Below are 23,664 nucleotides of genomic sequence, written 5' to 3'. Positions count from 1 at the left end.
ACAGAGAGGATTGATGTAATGGCTAGAGATGGCTTTTTTACTGGATTAGATATAGGAAGTAGCACAATTAAAGTGTTGGTGGCAGAGCACATCAACGGTGAAATGAATGTTATTGGAGTCAGCAATGCAAAGAGTGCTGGCGTTAAAGATGGGATTATTGTCGATATTGAAGCAGCAGCAGCGGCTATTAAGTCAGCAATTTCTCAAGCAGAGGAAAAAGCGGGGATTTCAATTGGACTAGTGAATGTTGGCTTGCCTGCAAATCTACTGCAAATTGAGCCAACTCAAGGAATGATTCCTGTGACTAGTGACTCCAAAGAAATTACCGATGAAGATGTCGAGAGCGTTGTAAGATCTGCCTTGACCAAGAGCATGACTCCTGACCGTGAAGTAATTACCTTCATTCCAGAAGAGTTTGTTGTTGATGGCTTCCAAGGGATCCGTGATCCTCGTGGTATGATGGGGATTCGCCTAGAAATGCGTGGCCTACTTTACACTGGTCCTCGTACAATCCTGCATAATCTCCGTAAAACAGTGGAGCGTGCAGGAGTGAAATTGGAGAATATTATCATTTCTCCTTTAGCGATGACAAAATCCATCTTGAACGAAGGAGAACGGGAGTTTGGTGCGACAGTCATTGATATGGGTGGCGGACAAACTACAGTTGCTTCTGTAAAAAATCAAGAATTACAATTTACCAATATCTATCAAGAAGGCGGCGACTATGTCACAAAAGACATTTCAAAAGTCTTGAAAACTTCTCAGAAATTGGCAGAAAGCTTGAAATTTAACTATGGTGTAGCTTATGTACCATTTGCAGGCACTGAATCTTTCCCAGTTGAAGTCATCGGGGAAGTTAATCCAGTTGAAATAACAGAAACCTATCTAGCTGAAATCATCTCTGCTCGTATCAAACATGTTTTTGAACAAATCAAGCAAGATTTAGATAGAAGACACGTGTTAGATCTTCCTGGTGGTATCGTCATCGTTGGTGGTGGAGCGATCTTGCCTGGCGTTGTAGAATTAGCTCAGGAAGTATTTGGTGTTCACGCTAAATTATATGTACCAAATCAAATCGGTATCCGTAATCCAGCTTTTGCCCACGTGATTAGTCTTTCAGAGTATGCTGGTAATCTGACCGAAGTGGATCGAATTGCACAAGCTGCTGTTCGTGGAGACGAGCAGTTGCGTCATCAAGCAACTAGCTTTGAACGTCCAAGTCATAGAGTACCTCGCTTTGATCATCAGCCGGTTGAACCAGTTCAAGAGGTGGAACCAGAAATTGCACCGCTTAGAAATGAAGAACCACAAGAGGAACCAAAGGCTAGTCTTACAGATAAGATGCGCAATTTAATTGGTAATATGTTTGAGTAAGGAGAATAAATAGATTATGACATTTTCATTTGATGCGGCTGCAGCACAAGGCGCAGTCATTAAAGTAATTGGTGTCGGCGGTGGCGGCGGAAACGCTATTAACCGTATGATCGATGAAGGTCTTGCTGGTGTAGAATTTATCGCAGCAAATACAGATGTGCAAGCACTTAGCAGTGCAAAAGCAGAAACAGTTATCCAGCTTGGTCCTAAGTTGACTCGTGGTCTGGGTGCTGGAGGTCAACCTGAGGTTGGTCGTAAAGCAGCTGAAGAAAGCGAAGAAGTTTTGACAGAAGCCCTTCAAGGAGCAGACATGGTCTTTATCACTGCTGGTATGGGTGGTGGCTCTGGTACAGGTGCTGCACCAGTTATTGCTCGCATTGCTAAATCAGTAGGCGCCCTAACTGTAGCAGTCGTGACACGTCCATTTGGCTTTGAAGGAAGCAAACGTGGTAATTTTGCCGTTGAAGGAATCAATGAACTGCGTGAACATGTAGATACTCTTTTGATCATTTCAAACAACAACCTTTTGGAAATTGTTGACAAGAAAACTCCGCTTCTGGAAGCCTTGAGTGAAGCTGATAACGTATTGCGCCAAGGGGTTCAGGGTATTACTGACTTGATTACTAGTCCTGGCTTGATCAACCTTGACTTTGCAGACGTGAAGACTGTTATGGAAAACAAAGGTAATGCTTTGATGGGTATCGGTATCGGAAGCGGTGAAGAACGTGTTATCGAAGCAGCTCGCAAAGCTATCTACTCTCCACTTCTTGAGACAACTATTGACGGTGCAGAAGACGTGATCGTCAACGTTACTGGTGGCCTAGATATGACTTTGATTGAAGCAGAAGAAGCTTCTGAAATCGTTAATCAGGCAGCTGGTCATGGTGTCAACATCTGGCTCGGTACTTCTATTGATGAATCTATGAAGGATGAAATCCGTGTGACTGTTGTTGCAACAGGTGTTAAAGAGGATAAGGTTGATAAGGTAAGTGGATTGCAAGGCGTTAAATCTGCGAGCCGAGCTGAGCAAGTACGCTCAGCACAATCATCTGCTCATTATGATCGAAACTTCGATATGGCAGAAACAAGAGAAATGCCAGCTCCTTCTCATCGCTCAACTGTGGAAACTTCTAGAGCTTCAGCCTTTGGAGATTGGGATTTACGTCGTGAATCAATCGTTCGCCAAGCAGAACCTGTGCCTTCTAGCCGTGTAGAGCGCTTTACAGATATTAAGGAAGAAGATGACGAACTTGAAACACCGCCATTCTTTAGAAATCGCTAATTAAATGAATTTTCAAGCAAATAAAGATTTAATTTTTCAAAATGTTGCTCAAATAGTTGAAAAAGAAAATCGATTGAAGGACTCCGTAAACATTATTGCGGTTACCAAGTATGTTGACTGTGAAACAGCGAAAAAACTCATGGATACAGGAATCAAACATATTGGAGAAAATCGAGTAGATAAGTTTCTTGAAAAATACCATGCCTTAAAGGAAGAGAATCTTACTTGGCATTTAATTGGTAGTTTGCAGAGAAGAAAAGTGAAAGATGTGATCAACTATGTTGATTATTTCCATGCTTTAGACTCTGTCAAATTGGCTCAAGAAATCAACAAGCGAGCGGATCATGTGATTAATTGTTTCTTGCAAGTCAATATTTCAAAAGAAGAAAGCAAGCACGGTTTTTTAGTTGAAGAACTAGATAGTGTTTTACCGGAGCTTGCAGCCTTAGAAAACATTTGCATTGTTGGCCTGATGACCATGGCTCCACTCGAAGCTGATCATCAAGAACTGAATCAGATTTTTTCAGAGGCACATCAGCTTCAATTAAACTTACAAAGCAAACAGTTAAAAAACATGCCCTTTTCTGATTTGAGTATGGGAATGAGCCGTGACTATCCCGAAGCGATTGCCAACGGCTCTACCTATGTCAGAATCGGAACAGCATTTTTTAAATAGGAAAGAACTATGTCATTTAAAGATAAATTTGATAAATTTATAGAATACTTTACAGAAGATGGAGAAAAGTCTGACTTACCAGTACAGCCTTTAGATGAATCTGATTCTGTTTTGAAGCCTGCAGAGATCGAGCCAGTTCCGGCTGCATCAGCAAAGGAAAACGCACGTACTCGTTCAGCTTCTTCACAAGTCCAACAAAAACCTGCGACGGAAAATATTACTAGATTGCATGCTCGCCAACAAGAACTAGCTCAGCATCGAGTGAAATCTAGTGAGAAGGTTACGATTGATGTTCGCTATCCGAAAAAATATGAGGAAGCAACAGAGGTTGTTGATTTACTTGTGGCGAATGAGAGTATCTTAATTGATTTTCAATATATGACAGAGGTACAAGCAAGACGTTGCTTGGATTATCTTGATGGAGCACGCTATGTTTTGGCTGGGAACTTGAGAAAAGTTGCTAGTACCATGTACTTGCTTACTCCAATCAATGTTGTCGTCAATGTAGAAGATATTCGCCTTCCCAACGATGTGGACCTGAGTGAATACGATTTTGATATGAAACGCAGCAGATAATCAATGATTTACTTTATTTTAAAATTAGTTTCTAATCTAATTGATCTTTACTCCCTTCTCGTCTTCGTCTATGCACTCTTGTCTTGGTTCCCTGGAGCTTACCAAACAGCCCTAGGAAGGCTTGTTGGTTCTCTGGTTGAACCATTTTTGCGTTTGTTCCGCAGGTTGCCTTTGCAGTTTGGTAGATTAGACTTTACTGTTCTGGTGGCACTTTTTGCCTTAAGAGTGCTTGATACTTTATTTCTACACTTCCTCGCCTCCTTGTTATTGCTATGGTAAACAAGATCTATCAGCATTTTTCTCAGGATGATCAAGATTTTCTGGATAAAAGCATGGAATTGCTTCAAAGAGTAGAAAATCAATATAGCTATGAGACGACTGCTTTTTTGAATCCTCATCAGGTCAATATTCTCAAAAATTTGAGTAAGCAATATGATGTGCAAGTATTTGCTAGTTCAGATTATTTTCCAAGTGAGTTTGCTAAAGTGTTGATTGCACCTAGCTATTATCAATTAGAACTCGAAGATTTCGATGTGGTCTTGCTAGAGATTACCTATGCAAGTAAGTTCTATAAGGTGACTCATTCACAAATTATGGGAACTCTTTTGCATCAGCTAGGGATTGAGAGGCGGACGTTTGGCGATATTATCGTTGTGGATGACCGTGCACAAGTATTTGTGGATAGAAGATTAGAAGAATATTTCATTACGAATGTTTCTAAAATAGCTAAAGTTCCAGTTCGGCTAAGAAGAGTTGATTTCAGAGAGCAGCTACAAGAGTCACCGGCGACTAAAACAACAGATGTTTTGGTCTCTAGTCTCAGATTGGATAAGCTGGTAGCCACAGTATTTAAGTTATCACGTAGTCAAGCTGTGGAACTAATCATGGGGAAGCAGGTAAAGCAGAACTACAGAACCATTGATAATCCTAGCCAACAGCTCTCTTTGGGCGATTTGATTAGCGTTAGGAAATATGGAAGATTTAAGATTTTAACAGAAAATGGTTTTTCCAAAAACGGGAAGCATAAACTAACAGTTGAATTATTACCTAGCAAATAAGGAGGAAATATGGCACTAACATCATTAGATATTAGAGATAAAGCTTTTTCGACCAAATTTAGAGGGTATGATATTGATGAAGTTGAAGAATTTCTTGATATCATTGTCAATGATTATGAGGAACTAATCCGCGAGAATCATGAGAAAGAAGCAAAAATCCGCAATCTTGAAGAGCGCCTAATTTATTTTGATGAAATGAAAGATTCGCTTAGTCAGTCCGTTTTGATTGCGCAAGACACAGCAGAGCGGGTCAAGCAGGCAGCACAAGAACGTTCAGGAAATATTGTGCAGCAAGCAGAGCAAGATGCGCAACGTTTATTAGATAGAGCTAAGTATAAGGCAAATGATATTCTTCGTCAGGCTACAGATAATGCCAAAAGAGTAGCTGTTGAGACAGAAGAATTAAAAAATAAAACACGTGTCTTCCATCAGCGCCTCAAATCGACGATTGAAAGTCAACTAAGTATTGTTGACTCTCCAGATTGGGAAGATATCCTTCGCCCGACTGCTACCTATCTTCAAACCAGTGATGAAGCCTTTAAAATGGTAGTTGAAGAAGCACTTGGAGAAAAGGTTGAGCTAGAGGAAGAAGTAGATGTTACGCGCCAATTCTCACCTGAAGAGTTAGCTGAATTACAAGAACGAATTGAGCAAGCAAATCGAGATTTGGCAGAAACACAGACTCTTCAGACTATAGATGAAGAGCTGATCCAAGCACAACAGAAAGAAATTTTAGAATCTGGAGAACTTTCAGATTTGGATGAAGATTCTAAAGTTCAAGTGGATCTTTTATAAGTGCAGAAACACAAGGCAAATAAAATATTTTCAGCGAGCAGGTGGTGGTGAAAGACCTGTAATCCCTTTTGTTTGACTTATCATTCTGCTTCATCGTTTCTGAAGCGAGTAAGAAACGACGTCCGCCTACGTTACAGGCTAAGAGGGACAGGCTTTTTCCTGTCTAAACAAAGGTGGTACCACGAATTTTCGTCCTTTCGGAGAAGTTTGTGGTTTTTTATTTTAAATTAAGATGAAATAAGGAGATTAAATGAAAATCAAAGAAACCCTGAATCTTGGGAAAACTGCATTTCCAATGCGTGCTGGCCTTCCAACCAAAGAACCAGTTTGGCAAAAAGAATGGGAAGAAGCAAAACTTTACCAACGTCGTCAAGAATTGAACCAAGGAAAACCGCATTTCACTTTGCATGATGGACCTCCATATGCAAACGGAAATATCCACGTTGGACACGCTATGAACAAGATTTCTAAAGATATTATTGTTCGTTCGAAATCTATGTCAGGATTTTATGCGCCTTATATTCCAGGTTGGGATACTCATGGTCTCCCAATCGAGCAAGTTTTGGCAAAACAAGGTGTCAAACGCAAAGAAATGGACTTGGTTGAGTACTTGAAACTTTGCCGTGAGTATGCTCTCTCTCAAGTTGACAAACAGCGAGAAGACTTTAAACGTTTGGGTGTTTCTGGTGACTGGGAAAACCCTTATGTGACCTTGACTCCGGACTATGAAGCAGCTCAAATCCGTGTCTTTGGTGAAATGGCTAAAAAAGGCTATATCTACCGTGGTGCCAAGCCAGTTTACTGGTCATGGTCTTCTGAGTCAGCCCTTGCGGAAGCAGAAATTGAATACCATGATTTGCTTTCAACTTCCCTTTACTATGCTAATCCAGTCAAAGACGGAAAAGGCGTTCTAGATACAGACACCTATATCGTTGTCTGGACAACCACGCCATTTACCATCACAGCTTCTCGTGGCTTGACGGTTGGAGCGGATATTGACTACGTTGTGGTGCAACCTGCCGGTGAAGCTCGTAAGTTTGTGGTTGCTTCAGAATTGTTGAACAGTTTGTCTGAGAAATTTGGCTGGGCTGATGTACAAGTCTTGGCGACCTACCGTGGTCAAGAATTGAACCACATTGTGACAGTCCACCCATGGGATACAGCTGTAGATGAGTTGGTGATCCTTGGCGACCACGTTACAACTGACTCTGGTACAGGTATCGTCCATACAGCGCCTGGTTTTGGTGAGGATGACTACAATGTTGGTGTTGCCAATGGTCTGGAAGTGTTTGTTACTGTTGATGAACGCGGAATCATGATGGAAAATGCTGGTCCTGATTTTGCGGGTCAATTCTATGACAAGGTAGTTCCAACTGTTATCGAAAAACTTGGCAATCTACTCCTTGCGCAAGAAGAAATCTCTCACTCATATCCATTTGACTGGCGTACGAAAAAACCAATCATCTGGCGTGCAGTGCCACAGTGGTTTGCTTCTGTATCTAAATTCCGCCAAGAAATCTTGGATGAAATTGAAAAAGTGAAATTTCACTCAGAATGGGGGAAAGTTCGTCTTTACAACATGATTCGTGACCGTGGCGACTGGGTCATCTCTCGCCAACGTGCTTGGGGAGTTCCCCTTCCTATCTTCTACGCAGAAGACGGCACACCAATCATGACAGCTGAAACTATTGAACATGTGGCTCAACTCTTTGAAGAGCACGGCTCTATTGTCTGGTGGGAACGTGATGCTAAAGACCTCTTGCCAGAAGGATTTACCCATCCAGGTTCACCAAATGGCGAGTTCAAGAAAGAAACAGATATCATGGACGTTTGGTTCGACTCAGGTTCATCATGGAATGGAGTGGTGGTTAACCGTCCAGAGCTTAAATATCCAGCTGATCTTTACCTTGAAGGTTCTGACCAATACCGTGGTTGGTTCAACTCTTCACTCATCACATCTGTTGCCAACCATGGCGTAGCACCATACAAACAAATCTTGTCACAAGGATTTGCCCTTGACGGTAAGGGTGAGAAGATGTCTAAATCTCTTGGAAATACCATTGCTCCAAGCGATGTTGAAAAACAGTTCGGTGCTGAAATTTTGCGTCTTTGGGTAACAAGTGTTGACTCAAGCAACGACGTGCGTATCTCTATGGATATCTTGAGTCAAGTCTCTGAAACTTACCGTAAGATCCGTAACACCCTTCGTTTCTTGATTGCCAATACCTCTGACTTTAATCCAGTTCAAGATGCAGTAGCTTACGATGAGCTTCGTTCTGTTGATAAGTACATGACTATTCGCTTTAACCAGCTTGTTAAGACGATTCGTGATGCTTATGCTGATTTTGAATTTTTGACAATCTACAAGGCCTTGGTGAACTTTATCAATGTTGACTTGTCAGCCTTCTACCTTGACTTCGCTAAAGATGTTGTCTACATCGAAGGTGCCAAATCACTTGAACGTCGTCAAATGCAAACTGTCTTCTATGACATTCTTGTCAAAATCACCAAACTCTTGACACCAATCCTTCCTCACACTGCAGAAGAAATCTGGTCATATCTTGAGTTTGAAGCAGAAGACTATGTTCAGTTGTCAGAATTACCTGAAGCGGAAACTTTTGCTAACCAAGAAGAAATCTTGGATACATGGGCAGCCTTCATGGACTTCCGTGGACAGGCTCAAAAAGCCTTGGAAGAAGCGCGTAATGCCAAAGTAATCGGTAAATCACTCCAAGCACACTTGACAGTTTATCCAAACGAAGTGGTGAAAACTCTTCTTGGAGCGGTGGACAGCAATGTAGCTCAACTTTTGATCGTGTCAGAATTAACCATTGCAGATGGACCAGCTCCAGAAGGTGCAGTTAGCTTTGAAGATGTTGCCTTTACAGTTGAACGTGCTGCAGGTGAAGTATGTGACCGTTGCCGTCGTATCGATCCAACTACTGCAGACCGTAGCTATCATGCAGTTATCTGTGACCACTGTGCAAGCATCGTAGAAGAAAACTTTGCGGATGCAGTTGCAGAAGGATTTGAAGAAAAATAATCCAGTCTAACATGAATAGGTTTGACTGATGGCTAGTAGAAGAAGTCCCGTCTCAACTGAGGCGGGCTTTTTTACTTGAGAACTAAGGGGCTAAGCTTCCTTGTGAAAGCTGAAAAAATAAGTTCAAACTCTTGACAGGCTAGTATAAGTTATTTATGATAGTAGTAAAGATTAGAAGGAATGAGGAAAGATAATGACCCATCCAGTTTTTGGAGTTCATGAGGAAAATGTCGAGTATGTGACACGCTATGGAGTTTACGCAGTGATTCCGGATGAAAAGAAAGAAAATATCATTTTGGTACAGGCACCTAATGGTGCGTGGTTTCTTCCTGGAGGACAAATGGAAGAAGGAGAGGACCAGCTGGCTACTCTCGAGCGGGAATTGCTGGAAGAGCTTGGCTTTAGCATCCAAGTAGGAGATTACTTTGGCCAGGCGGACGAGTATTTTTATTCTCGCCATCGGGACACGCATTTCTATAATCCTGCCTATATTTACGAAGCCCTTTCTTATCAAGAAGTGGAGAAGCCACTGGAAGATTTTAATAATCTAGCATGGTTTCCTGTAGATCTTGCAATAGAAAAATTGAAACGTGGCAGCCATAAATGGGGAATTGAGCAGTGGAAGCGCAAATATTAGAATAACTAACCTGCTATATGTAAAATGATATAAATTACAGGTAATCGTTCACAATTCCTGAAAAACGTGTTATAATAATAGCGACGATTTAAGGTAGGAGGCAAATGAATGAAGCTTATAAATACGACGAATACCCACGCAGAATTAGTAAAAAATCAGTTGGAAAGCACAGACGCAACGCTTGTAGAAGTTTATTCTGCGGGCAATAGTGATGTTATTTTCACAGAGGCTCCTAGCCATTACGAAATTCTCATTTCAAATAAGCATCGTGCGATACGAGAGCAAGAAATTGAAAAAATTAGAGAATTCTTTTTGAAACGAAAAATTGACCAAAAGAATATTGACGCCTCTGCCATTCGGACGATCTATGCTAATAGTTTGATTGAGATTTCAATCCCGATTAAGGGCTAATCATCTGCTTAAGATTTTAAACTTTTATAGCATTATCAATTGATCATCTGCTTCCTGATGGAAGTGATATCAAAAATCACTTGAAAGACTTTGCTTTTCAGCTCTTGCTTTCAGGTGATTTTTTATTTGTCTGATTTAGATTTTAAATTGTGTGATCTTTTCTGACTAGCCAAGTTCTTCGAACTTAATAATGTTTCCATTTTTATTCTTTCTTTTATGAAATAACCTTTATTTTATGATAAATTATGGTAAAATAACTTGGAGGAGAGTAAAGATGTTTCATAAAAGTAAGTTAATGTTTTGGACCAGTGAAGTCTTGCTGCTAACGATTATCTTTTTCATCTGGCGCCAGATGGGAGATATGATTACGCCAGTGGTGAGCGTTATCAATACGATTTTAATTCCTTTTGTTATGGGAGGATTTCTCTACTATATCACAAATCCTCTGGTGACACTGCTCGAAAAAAAATTGAAGATTAATCGTATCTTTGGGATTTTAATCACTCTTTTCTTACTGTTTGGTCTAGTGACAGTCGGAGTTATCTACCTCCTGCCAATTTTGATTAACCAGCTGTCCAGCTTGATCAATTCGACGCAAAATCTCTATTGGGAAATTCAGAGTTTTGTCAATCAATTATCCAAAAATCCCCTCTTTAAGAGTTTAAATATCCAGTCTACTATCCAGCAACTCAATCTATCTTATGTAGATATTCTGCAAAATATTTTAAATAGTGTTACCAATAGTCTGGGTAGTGTGGTGTCTGCTGTCATCAATACCCTCATGATTCTCATCATGACCCCGATTTTTTTAGTCTACTTCCTGATGGATGGACACAAGCTCCTACCAATGTTGGAGCGGACCGTTCTCAAGCGCGATAAGCTCAATATATCTAGTCTCTTGACCAATCTCAATGCGACCGTTGCCCGTTATATCAGTGGTATTTCGATAGATGCCTTGCTGATTGGGACCTTAGCTTATATTGGTTACAGTGTTATTGGACTCAAGTATGCCTTAGTCTTTGCTATTTTCTCGGCTTTGGCCAACTTGATCCCTTATGTGGGGCCGAGCATCGGCTTGATTCCCATGCTGATCACCTACTTTTTTACCGATCCTCATAAAATGTTGGTGGCCTTGATCTATATGTTGATTATCCAGCAAATTGATGGGAATATTCTCTATCCTCGTATTGTTGGGAGCGTTATGAAGGTGCACCCTATTACGATTATGGTTCTCTTGCTTCTTTCAAGTAATATCTATGGTATTATGGGCATGATTGTAGCGATTCCGACTTACTCTATCCTCAAGGAAATCGTGAAATTCCTTGCCAACCTTTATGACAATCACAAGGAAGCTCAGCAACAAAAGAAGAATGAAGAATTTGGTATTATAAAAAAATAGGAGAAAGCTCGCCTTTCTCTTTTTTACTGCATTTTTTATGGTTCATCATTGGATATTTATGCTAAAATAATAGTAATAGCATAAAGGAGGTATCATTATGGTAACACGTCGTAAATTTTCTCCGCAAGAAATAAGAAAAGATTCTTCTTATTTTTCGCCCTTGAAGACCATTGTAGAGACAGCCTTTTATGAGAATCAGGTTCAGGCAATCAAGACCGTAGAAGAGGCTTATCAACTGGCCTCGGTAGCTGCTGGAACGGTTGTGCTGGACATGCCGGTGATTCATACTAAGGAGCTGGGACTTCCTTCTTATGCCCGCGTTTTATTAACTAACTCGGGGGCTGTTGTCGGCCGAACTGCCAAGGCTAGACGCATTTATGGCAGAGATCGTCAGGAAGATGAGCACTTGCTGTTTCTGGTTCGTAGTGCTGTTTATCAGGCACATCAGAGGACCTTTTATAAGGCAGATGCAGTCGTGGGGTTGGATGAGGACTTTATGGTTTGCGCCCATCTGATGGTTCCTCAGGAAGAAATAAACAATCTTTATTCTTGGCTCTTGAATTTCCAGATTTTGGATGAGGAATTTAAGAACCGCCTACGAGCTTCTAAAAAGTACGAGGAAAATGATATCTTTGTCTTTTTTGATCCCAAGTGGACGCATCCAGACTATCCTGAAGGTTTGGTTTACTTTGATACCAATCATAATTGTGCCGTTATTCTGGGCTTAAACTATTTCGGGGAGCTGAAAAAGGCAACCTTGACTTTGGCGTGGGGAACAGCTGCCAGAAATGGCTATGTTGCCTGCCACGGAGGTCTGAAAATTTTCAAGCAAAATACGGACAAAGAGGACTATGTTGCATCTTTCTTTGGTCTATCCGGTTCAGGAAAATCCACATTGACGCATGCCAAACACGATTATAAATATGATATCAAGGTTCTCCATGACGATGCCTTCATTATCTCGGTCAAGGATGGCTCCTCTATTGCCCTCGAACCGTCTTATTTTGACAAGACTAATGACTATCCTACAGGTCATAGTGAGCAGGATTTCTTTGTGACCGTGCAGAATTGTGGAGTGACGCTGGATGAAAATGGGCGGAAAAAGCTAGTAACGGAGGACATCCGTAACGGGAATGGACGGACTGTTAAATCGCGCTTTGCGACTCCAAATCGAGTAGACCGGATTGATGAGCCCATCAACGCTATCTTCTGGATTATGAAAGATGACTCTCTGCCGCCTCTGGTTAAGATCAATGATCCACTGATGGCTTCCACAATGGGCTGCACCCTGATGACCAAGCGCTCCAATGCTGAGAATGTCACTGGCTTGCACGAAGACTTGGTTATTGAGCCTTATGCCAATCCTTTCCGCGTTTATCCATTGGTGGAAGATTATCGGAAATTCCGTCATTTATTTGAGTCAGGAGTTGCTTGCTACATTATCAATACTGGCTTTTATATGGGTAAAGGTATCTCAAAGGAAGTATCTTTAGACATTATCGAGCAGATTGTAGAGGGAAGGGCTCAATTTAAGCCTTTTGGACCTTTAGAAGGTTTTGAATACTTGGATTATAAGGGCTATGCTGTTCCAAGCTTTGACGACAAGTACAGACAGCTCATTCGTGAAAGAATGCAGGTCCGTTTAAACTTTCTATTGGCCTTTAATCAGAAATATCCCAAGACAGCCCTGCCTGTTGGAGCTATTTCTCGGCTAGAAAAAGTCTTGCAGGACTTAGAGGATTAATCTGCAAAACGCTTTCCTATAAATCCTTGTGCACGAATCCCAAAAATATGTTATAATCAAAGTTGATTATAATTTTTAGGAGAAGAATCCATGGAAGACCCTGGCAGTCAGAGTATTTTATTGCAAGCAATACTGCTATTTGTTTTAACCTTACTAAATGCCTTTTTCTCAGCTTCTGAGATGGCGATGGTGTCACTCAATCGAGCTCGCGTTGAGCAAAAAGCCGAGGAAGGCGATGCCAAATATGTTCATTTATTAAAAGTTCTTGAAAGCCCTAATAACTTTCTGTCAACGATTCAGGTCGGTATCACCGTCATTAATATCCTGTCGGGGGCAAGCTTTGCGGATAATCTAGGGAAAATCTTTGCTTCTTGGATGGGTGATTCCAAGACGGCACATGCAGTTGCTAGTTTCTTGGCTCTTGCCCTCTTGACTTATATTTCCATTGTTTTGGGGGAGCTTTATCCTAAGAGAATCGCTATGAATCTTAAGGATAGTTTGGCTGTTCGGACAGCACCAGTGATTATCTTCCTTGGGAAAATTGTCAGTCCGTTTGTCTGGTTGCTTTCAGCCTCTACCAATCTTCTCAGTCAGATGACGCCGATGAAGTTTGATGATGCGGATGAAAAAATGACCCGAGATGAGATTGAGTACATGCTGACCAATAGTGAGGAGACGCTGGATGCAGATGAAATCGAAATGCTGCAGGGGATTTTCTCGCTAGATGAAATGGTGGCGCGTGAACTCATGGTACCACGGACAGATGCCTTTATGGTTGATATTCAGGATGACACCAAGGAAATCATCGAAAGTATCCTCAAGCAAAATTTCTCACGAATTCCTGTCTATGATGGCGATAAGGACAATGTGATCGGTTTGATTCATACCAAGCGCTTGCTAAATGAAGCCTTCGCCAATGGATTCGACAACCTAAACCTCCGCAAGATTCTGCAAGAGCCACTTTTTGTGCCTGAAACGATTTTTGTGGATGATTTGCTCAAATCTCTCCGGAATACCCAAAATCAAATGGCGATTCTGTTGGATGAGTATGGTGGTATGGCAGGTCTCGTGACGCTTGAAGACTTGCTAGAAGAAATCGTCGGTGAAATTGAAGATGAAACAGACAAGGTTGCTATCGAGGTTCATGAAATCGGTGAGAACACCTACATTGTTTTAGGAACGATGACCCTCAATGACTTCAATGAATACTTTGAAGTTGAAATCGATAGTGATGATGTGGATACTATTGCTGGTTATTATCTGACTGGTGTTGGAACCATACCAAATCCAACAGAACGGCTCAGCTATGAAGTGGAAAGTCAGAATAAAAAACTGATTTTGACCAATGATAAGGTCAAGAATGGCCGTGTCACCAAGGTGAAAGTGGAAATATCTGAAATGATTGAAGAAGATGAAGAAGCTGAAAAATAAATTCAGCTTCTTTTGTTTTAAGTTTTCCGCAAGATTTTTATAAGGAATGCTTAAGCTGAAAGTCTTATACTAGTCTCAACAAATAAGAAATGAGGACAGTCCAATGACATATAAAGTAAAAGTAACCTATCAGAAATCATTCATTCGCTCCAAGTTAAACGAAGCAGCCTAACCAGTACTAGCAATAGAAGCAAGAAATAGATTCTCGTATAAGAATTTCATACATTTTTCATATCATCTCCTAAATATAAAACTAAAAAACAAACCAAAGAACAGGAAAACTCCTCTGCTCGCTAGATTTTAGCTGACAGAGGAGATTTTTTATGCTCGCTGAATCAAGACTTCATTCTTTCTGCCGAGTAGCAAAGTCCACGAAGCGAAATTTATCTAATTTGTGTCGACTCTCCGTGTATTGAAACTGGCGGCCATCAGCTAGATAGACCTGAGATTTGATAGAAACGACATGCTGGTCTCGGCCGATGTCCAGAAGGATCTGGTCTTGGTCACTAACATGATCGATGGTAATTTCTTTTCTGGCATAGGCAATGTTAAGCTTTAAGGTTTCTTCTAAGTAGGCATAGATAGAATGCTCTCCGATTTCTCTGGTCAGATCTGGCACCAAGCTTTTATCTAGATAGTCAATATCCAAGACAGAAGCAATGTTGTCGACCACTCGCTGCCGGACAATGCGCCAAACCAAGCGGTACTCTGGAAAGCCGGTTGTTTTTGAGAGCTTTTTATCTACAGTGATTTTATCAAGGCTGATGACATTGGTCTTGGACTGCAGTTGGTGCTGTGCCACTAATTCTTGATAACTGGTTAAGTTAGAAACAGGGAAGTCTAGTTGTTCCTGTTTGACGACTTTGGAGCCCTGCCCCCGCACTTTCTCAATCAGTCCCTCTTCTTGCAAGAGCGCTAAAGCCTTGCGAACCGTATCCCGACTGACTTGGTAGATTTCCATTAGCTGATGTTCACTAGGAAGAAAGTCACCGAGCTGGTATTTTTCGCCTAAAATATCTCTTTCAAGTTGTTTGAATAATTGTTTGTATTTCTTCATAAATCCCTCTCTTGTATTCTTTTTACCATACAACTATTAAAATTTTAGCAGAAATTCCTCCTTTTCACAACAAACAAGTTGCATACAAGATTGTTATCGGTTACAATTAAGTTCATAAGCTAGTCAGGAAACTAGCGACATCAAAATATAAGGAGAGTGCTGGATGATTTCCAGCCACAAGTCAAATGGGAAAATTTGAAAAGGAAGCTAAGGATTTGCTGAAGGCAATTGGCGGTAAAGAGAATGTCACAGCGGTCACTCACTGCGCGACTCGGATGCGTTTCGTACTTGGTGACGAAAAGAAAGCCAATGTTAAGGCCATTGAAGCCATTCCAGTCGTGAAAGGAACTTTTACTAATGCTGGGCAATTCCAAGTGATTATTGGAAATGATGTGCCGATTTTTTATAATGATTTCACAGCTGTATCAGGTATCGAGGGTGTTTCCAAAGAAGCAGCCAAGTCAGCAGCTAAGAGTAATCAAAATCCAGTTCAGCGGGTCATGACGACTCTAGCTGAAATCTTCACTCCAATCATTCCGGCCTTGATTGTCGGTGGATTGATCCTCGGCTTTCGGAATGTTCTTGAAGGCGTGCATTGGTCCATGTTGGATGGGAAAACCATCACAGAAGTGTCTCAATTCTGGGCTGGGATCAACCATTTCTTGTGGCTTCCGGGTGAAGCGATTTTCCAATTCTTACCAGTAGGAATCACTTGGTCTGTTTCTCGTAAGATGGGGACTAGCCAGATTCTGGGTATTGTTTTGGGGATCTGTTTGGTGTCACAGCAGCTACTCAATGCTTACGCAGTGGCATCGACACCAGCAGCGGAAATTGCTAAGGATTGGGTTTGGGATTTCGGTTTCTTCACTGTTAATCGTATCGGTTACCAAGCGCAGGTTATTCCAGCTTTGCTAGCAGGACTTTCCCTGTCTTATCTAGAAATCTTCTGGCGGAAACATATTCCAGAAGTGGTTTCTATGATTTTTGTGCCTTTCTTATCTCTTATTCCAGCCTTGATCTTGGCTCATACAGTCTTGGGTCCTATCGGTTGGGCAATTGGTCAGGGGCTTTCAACAGTCGTTCTTGCAGGTTTGACTGGTCCTGTTAAATGGCTTTTTGGTGCTGTCTTTGGTGCTCTTTATGCTCCATTTGTCATCACAGGTCTTCACCATATGACCAATGCCATTGATACTCAATTGGTAGCGGATGCCGGTGGTACTGGTCTTTGGCCAATGATTGCTCTGTCCAATATTGCTCAAGGCTCAGCTGTTTTTGCTTATTACCTTATGAATCGTCACGATGAGCGGGAAGCACAAATTTCCCTGCCGGCTACTATTTCGGCTTACCTTGGTGTTACTGAACCAGCCCTTTTCGGGGTCAATGTCAAGTACATCTATCCGTTCGTTGCGGGAATGATCGGTTCGTCTATTGCTGGTTTGCTCTCTGTAACCTTTAATATCACAGCCAATGCTATCGGGATTGGTGGCTTACCGGGTATTCTTTCTATCCAAGCAAAATATATGCTTCCATTTGCAGGAGTGATGCTTGTCGCAATTGCTGTACCAATGGCTTTGACCTTTTTCTTCCGCAAAGCAGGATTTTTCACAAAAACGGAAGACGATACAGAACTGCAAGCAGAATTTGCAGCTCAAGAAGAAGCAGAATTCGCTCATCAGGAAACAAAGATTGTCGCACCAGTAGAAATCGTTAGTCCTCTTGCTGGTCAAGTAAAAGAACTCAGTCAGGTAACTGATCCAGTATTTTCATCTGGCGTAATGGGACAGGGCTTAGTGATTGAGCCAAGTGAAGGTGAGTTGGTGTCACCTGTGAATGGTACGGTGACTGTTCTCTTTCCAACCAAACATGCCGTCGGCATAGTATCGGACGAAGGTGTGGAAATGCTTATGCATATCGGTATGGATACGGTCGGTCTAGACGGTAAGGGCTTTGAGGCCCACATTGAGCAAGGTGATCATGTGGCTATTGGACAAAAACTGATTAGCTTTGACATGGATGTTATCAAGGCAGCAGGACTCGTGACAGAAACACCTGTCATTATCACCAATCAGGATGCTTTTGTAGCAGATATAAGTGGAGAATATCCTAGCCATGTCAAACGTGGCGATAAATTGATGACAGCAAAACGTATCTAAGAATAGTTAACTCATGGGATGGCGGCTCTGAGCCCCTCCCTTTTATCGAAAAAGGAGAAAAAATGACACTTGATAAAACAAAGGTTGTCTACCAAATTTATCCAAAATCTTTTAAAGACACGACTGGCAACGGTTTGGGAGATTTTCGCGGGATTATTGAAAAACTTCCCTACTTGAAAGAGCTGGGAGTGGACATGATCTGGCTCAATCCTTTCTATCCGAGTCCACAGAGGGACAACGGTTACGATATTTCTGATTACACTGCGGTAGACCCTATCTTTGGAGATATGGCAGATTTTGAAGAGATGGTCAAGGTCGGCCAGCAGCATGGTATTGACTTTATGCTGGATATGGTTCTTAACCATTGCTCGATTGAACATGAGTGGTTCCAAAAGGCACTGGCTGGGGATTCCTACTATCAGGACTTCTTTATCCTGCGAGATGAGCCAACGGACTGGCTGTCCAAGTTTGGCGGCAGCGCCTGGGCGCCATTTGGCGATACGGGCAAATATTATTTGCATCTTTATGATGTGACACAAGCAGATCTTAACTGGCGCAACCCCAATGTTCGTCAAGAGCTCTTTAAAGTGGTGAATTTTTGGCGGGACAAAGGAGTCAAGGGCTTCCGCTTTGATGTCATCAATGTGATCGGTAAAGATGAGGTGCTGACGGACTGTCCAGAGCAAGATGGGAAGCCAGCCTATACCGATAAGCCAATCGTCCATGACTATCTGCGTATGATGAACGAAGCGACCTTCGGACAGGACGATTCCGTTATGACGGTTGGTGAAATGAGTGCTACGACGATTGAAAACTGTATCCTTTACACGGCACCAGATCGGCAGGAGCTGTCCATGGCTTTTAATTTCCATCATCTCAAGGTGGACTATGAAGCTGGACAGAAATGGACTCTTAAGGCTTTTGACTTTGAAGAGTTAAAACGCCTCTTCCATACTTGGGGCAAGGAAATGAGCGATCACGATGGCTGGTCGGCTCTCTTTTGGAACAACCATGATCAGCCGCGAGCTCTCAACCGCTTTGTTGATGTAGAAAATTTCCGCAATGAAGGGGCAACCATGTTGGCAGCCAGTATTCATCTGTCGTGCGGGACACCTTACATCTACATGGGTGAGGAGATTGGCATGGTGGACCCTGACTACGACTCCATGGAAGATTATGTGGATGTCGAGTCTCTCAATGCTTACCAGACTCTGCTTGCTGAAGGTCAATCGCCAGAAGCAGCCTTCAGGATTATCAAGGCTAAATCTCGTGATAATTCTCGGACGCCTATGCAGTGGGATGATTCAGTCAATGCAGGTTTTACAACAGGAACTCCATGGCTGAAGGTGGGCAAATCCTATCCTCTCATCAATGTGGAAAATGAAATCAAGGGACCGATCTTTACCTTTTATCAGGAATTGATTGCTCTGCGTAAGGAATTGCCTATCATCGCAGAGGGCAGCTATCAGCCAGCCTATGAGGACAGTCCTCAGGTCTATGCCTTTGAGCGGGAGTGGCAAGGACAAAAGCTTTTAGTCCTTAACAACTTCTATGCTGACCCAATTACCGTGGACATCCTACCAGACTATCAAAGCGGTCAGGTGCTGATTTCGAATTATGAGGAGCCAACGGTAGCCGCGACCATGACTTTGAAACCCTATGAAACATTAGCTATTCTAGTAAAATAATGATTAAAACCAGCTTAAGTTTCTTTTAAGTATGGTGCAGTATACTAGAAGCATCAAATGAAGACCTCTTAACTTTATTTGATAAAAGGAGTCCTTTAGTTTAACAGATGAGCAGCTGTTATAGCTATAGTTCCGCACCTTTTTTTCATAACAATCTCCGAAAAGGTCGCCTCTAGGGCGGCTTTTTTTATGGAGAAAGATAGAAGCGGAGAGTAATAGTTTTTAGAAAAACTGAAAAACTCTATCTGTTGTAACACAATGAAAATGAAACTGAAAAACAGTTTATTTTCTAAAAAATAGGCAGAATCTATCTATTTTCACTCGAATCGTGGTATAATGTAATTATAGTAAAACGTTTTCAGGTACAAGAGGATTATTATGGTTGAAGAAGCGATTGATTATGGGAAAGTAACGGGAATGGTGCACTCTACGGAGAGTTTTGGAGCAGTGGATGGACCAGGTATCCGCTTCATCGTCTTTTTACAGGGCTGTCATATGCGTTGTCAATATTGCCACAATCCAGATACTTGGGAGATGGAGACAAACAAATCTCAGCTGCGGACTGTGGATGATATCCTACAAGAAGCCCTTCGTTACAAAGGTTTCTGGGGAAATAAAGGTGGCATCACCGTCAGCGGGGGAGAAGCACTTCTGCAAATCGACTTTTTGATTGCCTTCTTTACTAAGGCTAAAGAGCTGGGGATTCATTGTACGCTGGATACTTGTGCTCTGCCTTTTAGAAATACGCCTCGTTATCTAGAAAAGTTTAATAAACTGATGGCGGTGACTGATTTGGTCTTGCTAGATATCAAGGAAATTAATGAAGCGCAGCATAGGATCGTGACCAGCCAGACCAATAAAAACATCTTGGCCTGTGCAAAATACCTCTCAGATATCGGAAAGCCAGTGTGGATTCGTCACGTTCTGGTGCCAGGCTTAACGGACCGTGATGAGGACTTGATTGAGCTAGGTAAGTTTGTCAAAACACTCAAGAACGTTGATAAGTTTGAAATCCTTCCTTACCATACTATGGGAGAATTCAAGTGGCGGGAGCTGGGCATTCCTTATTCACTGGAAGGCGTGAAGCCACCGACTGCTGATCGGGTCAAAAATGCTAAGGAACTGATGCAAACGGAATCCTATACCGAATACATGAATCGGGTGCATAATAACTAAGTGATGTAAGTAGGGTAAGATGAGGCTGGGACAAAAGTCCTAGCCTCTCAATTGTCTTTGGATTGTCGAGCAAGACGCAGTGGTTGAGTGAGCTCTACTATGCTGATTCCATCAGCTTTTACAGCCCTACTCAACTGTGCGGAGGTGGGACGACGAAATCAAATTCTAACGAATTACCGATTTCTATCCCACTCTCATTTTTCTCAAGAAAATATCTGCTAATTCTTTGGGATAGCCTGATTTTATAAGATTTGATAGCAAGATCAGCACGTATTTCAAGACGTTGCCGGTAGTGGCTGTCTGATTTTAAAAGGATGAATATATTAGAAGCGCTTATAGCAAGCTTTCTTCTTTTTGCCTGATTAGCTTTCACCTCTATTTTAAGGCTAGAAAAGTTAGGTCTAGCTTTCAAGAAGGTGTTTGAATAAAGGCGGAATTTATGGTATAATGAAGCCTAATAGCGATTTTTTAAGAGAATAGAATAAGCGTAGTGGGAGTAGTGTTTTGGAAAAGAAAAAAGCCATTGTGGTTTCGGGAGATTATGGGTATATTAGACAGATCGAAACGACCATAAAATCTCTTTGCTGTCATCATAAGAATTTAGATATTTATGTTTTCAATCAGGATATTCCTCAAGAATGGTTCTACTATACGCGTCGGAAGGTAGAAGCAGCTGGCAGTCAGTTGAACGATGTGAAATTATTCAATGATCAGATTGACGATCAGGTGAAATCAAAATGGGAAGCTGGAACTTACGCTCACATTAACTATATGGCTTATGGGCGCTATTTTATACCGAATTACGTTGCAGCAGATAAAGTTTTATATTTAGATTGTGATATTGTTGTGACACGAAATCTGGATCATCTTTTTGAGATGGATCTGGAGGATTATTATGTAGCAACGATTCGCGCGACGTATGGAGTAGGCTTGGGCTTTAATTCTGGAGTGATGCTCATCAATAATAAGCGTTGGCGTGAAGAAAACATGGCTCAGCAATTGGTCGAGTTGACAGATCGAGAATTAGCCAATTTTACTGAAGGTGATCAGTCTATCTTGAATTTGATGTTTGAGGGCAAAAAACTTGATTTGGAAGATACTTACAATTTTCAAATCGGCTTTGATATGGGAGCTGCGCTAGATAAGCATGACTGGATTTTCGAAATTCCGCTTTCCCCACTGCCTGCTGTTTTGCATTATATTTCTGGTCAAAAACCATGGAACACTGTATCCAACATGCGTCTGCGAGAAGTATGGTGGTTTTACAATTCTCTTGATTGGTCCACAATTATTGAGACAGATGAATTTGATGTCGAGAAAGCTATTAAACAGAGGGATGAAGGTTTTGCTCTCCACTGTGTAACCTTGACAAACTCAGATAGGTTAGAGGGAATTGAAGATTTGGTGAATGCATTACCAAACTGTCTATTTCATATTGCTGCCTATACACAGATGTCTGATAAGTTACTCAAACTGATGGCTTATGAAAATGTTCGTTTGCACCCTGCAATTCTGCCATATCCTTTGAGAGATTTACTTGCAAGCTGTGACATTTATCTTGATATCAATCACGATCAGAAATTCGATACTGTAATTAGAGAGTTTCAAGAGTCTGGTAAGCCTGTTTATGCCTTTGATAATGTACAAACAGAAGGGGTTTCAGAGCAAGTATTCTCACATGGGAATTATCAGGAAATGGTGGAAAAAATTCGATCAGATTTTAATTAAATGACGAACTGCCCCACATTTTGTAATCAAAATAGAGAAAGCAAGTTGATTCCTTATCTATAATTCTATGGAATGGGCTTGCTTTCTTAAGTCTTTGACTTAAAAGACAAGTTTATGTATGAAAAGAGGGCTCTGGGCAAGTCCACAATACAAATAATAAAGGATAATAAATGGAGCACTTTGGTCTTAAGATAAAGAAGCGTCAGAATATTTTTAGAAAGAGAATCTTCTTTACACTGTTCATTATAGCTATTTATATATTAGGAAGACATATCTTGCTTCCAGGCTACAATGGCAGTATGGAAGCTTTTCGGGTAAAGGAAGACAATCCCTTGGCCGCTTTCTATTTGCTGGCAGGAATTGATGTTTCTCAGATTTCAGTATTTTCTTTGGGCTTAGGACCCTGGATTACGACGATGATTGTATGGCAAGTCATGAACCTAAAGAAAAGCTGGAATATACAATCTTGGTCTCTTAAAAAAACAGATTTCTTTCAAAAAATTTTAACCTTGTTCTTTGCGATTGTGCAGGGACTAGCCATTATGTACACCGCTTATAGAGGAAATGGTCGCTTTCTACTTCTCGTGGATGATTGGCTCTATAATCTAGCAGTTTTACTCACAGTTGTGACAGGCAGTTTTATCATTATTTGGTTGTCAAGTCTTAATACTCGTAAGGGAGTGGGAGGGTCAACCATTATTATCATTTCAGGTATTTTACTCCAGTTTGCTGACCAATTAATAGTCCTGCTTGGGAAATCCTTGTCTTCTGTCCGAGGAGGAATGATTTTAATTGTGGCTTTATTGGCCTATCTTCTCTTGACTTTTGTTGCTGTCGTATGTGAGAAAGCCGAGATACGTCTGCCTCTCAATCGGATCATGTTAAGCAGTCGCTACTATGATAAATCTTATTTGCCAATTAAGTTCATTCCTTCTGGTGGAATGCCCATTATGTATGCGACAAGTGTCTTGATGTTGTTCCAATTATTACTAGACTGGACAGGGAAAGGATTTTCAGTAAAATTTGGGAATTTGTTTGACTTTACAAAGCCCTTGGGTCTCTTTGTTTATCTAGTTGCGATTTACTTGTTGGGTATTCTGTTTGCCTATATCAATTTGGAACCGGAAGAGACTGCCAAGCGCTTGCAGCGTCAGGGAGAATATTTTGACTATATTCAGCCGGGGAAAGAAACCTTAAAAGTGTTAAAACACTATATTTCTTTGCAATCAAATATAGGAGCTATCTATCTCATCTTGTATGTCGGCCTGCCCTATTTTATTAATTTCTTCTTGCCTTTACCAAGTTTCTTTTTGACCTTGCCAAGCACACTAGTCATTTTGATCAGTATGCTCTTACCCTTGCGTGAAGAAATACGAATCTTAAGAATCGGGACTTATTATCATAAAGAACTAGAAGTAAAAGGAGAATAGAGGGAT

Annotated in this window: 19 protein-coding genes and 1 other annotated feature; of the genes, 18 read left to right on the top strand and 1 reads right to left on the bottom strand. The window is 41.3% G+C overall.

The genetic code is table 11. The annotated features are described in order from the left end of the window. The first annotated feature begins 18 nt into the window (after positions 1-18). The 13 genes from ftsA (at position 19) to PAN94_RS06680 (ending at position 14,426) form a co-directional block, all read left to right on the top strand. Positions 19-1,374, top strand: a complete 1,356-nt coding sequence (gene ftsA / locus PAN94_RS06740) for a cell division protein FtsA (RefSeq protein WP_048791714.1) — start codon at positions 19-21, stop codon at positions 1,372-1,374. 16 nt (positions 1,375-1,390) lie between these two features. Beyond that, the gene (gene ftsZ, locus PAN94_RS06735) at positions 1,391-2,656 is read left to right on the top strand and encodes a cell division protein FtsZ (RefSeq protein WP_285875231.1); all 1,266 of its coding nucleotides are present in this window, start codon (positions 1,391-1,393) and stop codon (positions 2,654-2,656) included. A 4-nt stretch (positions 2,657-2,660) separates the two neighbouring features. Then, positions 2,661-3,332 (top strand): YggS family pyridoxal phosphate-dependent enzyme, encoded by a 672-nt coding sequence (locus PAN94_RS06730; RefSeq protein WP_285875230.1) that lies wholly within the window; start codon positions 2,661-2,663, stop codon positions 3,330-3,332. Between the two features lie 9 nt (positions 3,333-3,341). Beyond that, positions 3,342-3,908: a cell division protein SepF gene (locus PAN94_RS06725; RefSeq protein ID WP_148887197.1), complete on the top strand. Its 567-nt coding sequence runs from the start codon at positions 3,342-3,344 to the stop codon at positions 3,906-3,908. Between the two features lie 3 nt (positions 3,909-3,911). Further along, positions 3,912-4,187: a YggT family protein gene (locus tag PAN94_RS06720; RefSeq protein ID WP_061910824.1), complete on the top strand. Its 276-nt coding sequence runs from the start codon at positions 3,912-3,914 to the stop codon at positions 4,185-4,187. Further along, positions 4,181-4,966 carry a YlmH family RNA-binding protein gene (locus PAN94_RS06715; RefSeq protein WP_125380415.1) on the top strand — a complete coding sequence of 262 codons (786 nt, stop codon included), beginning with the start codon at positions 4,181-4,183 and terminating at the stop codon, positions 4,964-4,966. The genes PAN94_RS06720 and PAN94_RS06715 overlap by 7 nt, the downstream gene beginning before the upstream one ends. 9 nt (positions 4,967-4,975) lie before the next feature. Then, positions 4,976-5,761, top strand: coding sequence for a DivIVA domain-containing protein (locus PAN94_RS06710; RefSeq protein WP_048764070.1), 786 nt, complete (start codon positions 4,976-4,978; stop codon positions 5,759-5,761). Then, positions 5,758-5,961 (top strand) — a binding site (T-box leader). (Overlaps the previous gene by 4 nt.) A gap of 50 nt (positions 5,962-6,011) precedes the next feature. Next, a complete protein-coding gene (ileS, locus tag PAN94_RS06705; RefSeq protein WP_285875229.1) occupies positions 6,012-8,804 on the top strand; it encodes an isoleucine--tRNA ligase in 2,793 nt (930 codons plus the stop codon). 193 nt (positions 8,805-8,997) lie between these two features. Further along, positions 8,998-9,441, top strand: coding sequence for an NUDIX domain-containing protein (locus PAN94_RS06700; RefSeq protein ID WP_005590796.1), 444 nt, complete (start codon positions 8,998-9,000; stop codon positions 9,439-9,441). Between the two features lie 108 nt (positions 9,442-9,549). Further along, positions 9,550-9,852, top strand: coding sequence for a DUF1827 family protein (locus PAN94_RS06695; protein WP_005590795.1), 303 nt, complete (start codon positions 9,550-9,552; stop codon positions 9,850-9,852). A 274-nt stretch (positions 9,853-10,126) separates the two neighbouring features. Next, positions 10,127-11,251, top strand: a complete 1,125-nt coding sequence (locus tag PAN94_RS06690; protein ID WP_015605492.1) for an AI-2E family transporter — start codon at positions 10,127-10,129, stop codon at positions 11,249-11,251. Positions 11,252-11,348: 97 nt separating this feature from the next. After that, a complete protein-coding gene (locus PAN94_RS06685; protein ID WP_285875227.1) occupies positions 11,349-12,995 on the top strand; it encodes a phosphoenolpyruvate carboxykinase (ATP) in 1,647 nt (548 codons plus the stop codon). Positions 12,996-13,085: 90 nt separating this feature from the next. Next, positions 13,086-14,426 (top strand): hemolysin family protein, encoded by a 1,341-nt coding sequence (locus PAN94_RS06680; RefSeq protein WP_285875226.1) that lies wholly within the window; start codon positions 13,086-13,088, stop codon positions 14,424-14,426. Between the two features lie 343 nt (positions 14,427-14,769). Here the strand turns inward: PAN94_RS06680 and treR are convergent, their stop codons facing one another. Continuing rightward, entirely contained in the window at positions 14,770-15,483 is a 714-nt protein-coding gene (gene treR / locus PAN94_RS06675; protein ID WP_239191383.1) for a trehalose operon repressor, read from the bottom strand. A 185-nt stretch (positions 15,484-15,668) separates the two neighbouring features. On the opposite strand from treR, the gene treP reads away from it, so the two are divergent. The 5 genes from treP (at position 15,669) to secY2 (ending at position 23,658) form a co-directional block, all read left to right on the top strand. Then, a complete protein-coding gene (treP, locus tag PAN94_RS06670; RefSeq protein ID WP_285875225.1) occupies positions 15,669-17,636 on the top strand; it encodes a PTS system trehalose-specific EIIBC component in 1,968 nt (655 codons plus the stop codon). A gap of 62 nt (positions 17,637-17,698) precedes the next feature. Further along, complete coding sequence (gene treC / locus PAN94_RS06665; protein ID WP_285875224.1) at positions 17,699-19,324, top strand: alpha,alpha-phosphotrehalase; 1,626 nt, start codon at positions 17,699-17,701, stop codon at positions 19,322-19,324. A gap of 378 nt (positions 19,325-19,702) precedes the next feature. Beyond that, entirely contained in the window at positions 19,703-20,500 is a 798-nt protein-coding gene (gene pflA / locus PAN94_RS06660) for a pyruvate formate-lyase-activating protein (RefSeq protein WP_285875223.1), read from the top strand. Between the two features lie 504 nt (positions 20,501-21,004). Continuing rightward, on the top strand, positions 21,005-22,228 hold the full coding sequence (locus tag PAN94_RS06655) for a glycosyltransferase (RefSeq protein WP_285875222.1): 1,224 nt from the start codon (positions 21,005-21,007) through the stop codon (positions 22,226-22,228). Positions 22,229-22,398: 170 nt separating this feature from the next. Beyond that, positions 22,399-23,658: an accessory Sec system protein translocase subunit SecY2 gene (secY2, locus tag PAN94_RS06650; protein ID WP_285875221.1), complete on the top strand. Its 1,260-nt coding sequence runs from the start codon at positions 22,399-22,401 to the stop codon at positions 23,656-23,658. Positions 23,659-23,664: the final 6 nt, after the last annotated feature.

The sequence above is a fragment of the Streptococcus sp. SC1 genome (genome assembly GCF_030272855.1).
In the GTDB taxonomy this organism is placed as follows: Bacteria; Bacillota; Bacilli; order Lactobacillales; family Streptococcaceae; genus Streptococcus.
Note: the sequence above shows the minus strand (reverse complement) of the source record. Positions and strands in the feature narration are given on the sequence as shown.